Annotated in this window: 1 protein-coding gene; it reads right to left on the bottom strand. The window is 48.4% G+C overall.

The annotated features are described in order from the left end of the window. The coding region (locus LG003_RS22815; RefSeq protein ID WP_262981736.1) for an IS1634 family transposase at positions 1-1,615 on the bottom strand (1,615 nt) is incomplete at its 3' end. Between the last annotated feature and the right edge of the window lie 87 nt (positions 1,616-1,702).

Below are 1,702 nucleotides of genomic sequence, written 5' to 3'. Positions count from 1 at the left end.
AGGAATAAACCGCTTTATATTGTGCGCCTAATAAACTCAAAAGCTCATGGTGGTAAGATTGCATTCCTGTCACCATTTTATGTTCTTGAAATTCAAAGGTGTTTATCCCTTCAAAGGCCAGAAACACCCAACGCGCTGTGGGGGATTGTGTCGGTTTGTTCTTCATATCGGGGAAAAACGGCACACTTTGTTTCAATTCATGGCGAATTTTATGTTCCAGCGCCGCATAAACCATGAGACAACATGTCATCACCATTAACAGCGCTTCTATCCGCTCTGGTTTTTTCAGGAAAATGGCAGACGTCAGGAATTCCGGACTTTTCAGGAAGCGAAAACCCCGTTCCACCTTTTGTTGTGCCTTATAATTAGCCAGTAACGCCGCCATATCAAGCTGTCCTTCATCCCGTTCATTGGTCGCTAAAATAAACCTCCCGACCCGCAATCTGGCCTGCTTCACATTGTCTAACCGGGTATAAGCCTGACCGGCTAATTGATAATGAACCGATTTGGGGTGTTGATGCTTGCCGGGTTTCCCGCGCCCCGCATAGACGGTAATCGCCTGAATTTCCGGCGAGGCGATGCCGATAAACTGGCATTGAGACTCAAAATCATGTAGTGCCTGTAAGGCATCCTCCCGGCAGGCAAAGGGCTTTTTGCCCAGTTTGTCGAACTGTTTAGACTCGTTTTCTGTTTCCCTGAGTGTGTTTTTTCGGAAAGTCTGGTTTTCACGTTTTTCTGCCGCCGTACTGTTCACCAGTAACCAACGCTGAGGAACGCCGCCATATGATGACGTCACCCAGCAGCCTGAATAGCCCTCACTGATGGGGCTGAATTGCTCCGCTGTCACGTTCAGGAGAGACTGTTTAGCTTCCCTGAGCGTCAGGGGAACACGCGTAATAAATCGTTGTTTTTGCTGATGAAGCGAAGCGATCGCGGCTTCAGTATAAAGGGCGGCATCGGCCACAAAGTAGCGGCTGTTTTGTGCCGCTTTCAGACATTGAATATGGGTTTTGATCGTCTGGGCAAAGGCTTTGGCATCATTCGTATTCCCGCTCATGGCCTGCATGTAGACAGGGATACCTGCCTGATTTTCGCAAATCAGTTCAAGGACAACCTGGTTCAGTTCGGGCCGGTGATCCCGGCTATAACCCGGCACCAACGCAATGCGTTTTGTGTCATCTCCCAACGCGCTGTCATAGTCACCATCGACATGAAAACTCGTGATATCCAAATGAACGGAATCGGGCTTCAGCCCCAATTTATCAACCACTTGCTCAGCAAGCACCTGATAAACTTCCGACACCCCCGCTTCATATAAGGCATCCAGTGTACGGCCGAGCACATCATCATTAAGGTGTTCAGCTTCAATGTCAGTGCCAATTAAACGCGCAATCGGCTTATGTTGAAAAAAGCCGGAAAACATGTGCAATGTCCGGCTGTGAAATCCCAGCCCGTTAAGGAGCATCGCCAGAAAAGCGTCGCCGTGAGAGACGGTATGCGATGAATATTTTGGGATAATGGCATCAATCATGCGGGGTAAACCGGCTTCATGACAAAAAGCGGCGATAAGGCCAAGATGATCGAGACGTTTAATGGCAGGTACGGGTGTGGACATATTCGCTTTCCGGCAAATAAAAGTAATAGATCAAAATTGGCGATTACCGTCAACCCCACCGATGTCATCAATACAAAAAACCTGTGT

Origin of the sequence: Photorhabdus kleinii, assembly GCF_025384885.1 — a bacterium.
Lineage (GTDB): Bacteria > Pseudomonadota > Gammaproteobacteria > Enterobacterales > Enterobacteriaceae > Photorhabdus > Photorhabdus kayaii.
Note: the sequence above shows the minus strand (reverse complement) of the source record. Positions and strands in the feature narration are given on the sequence as shown.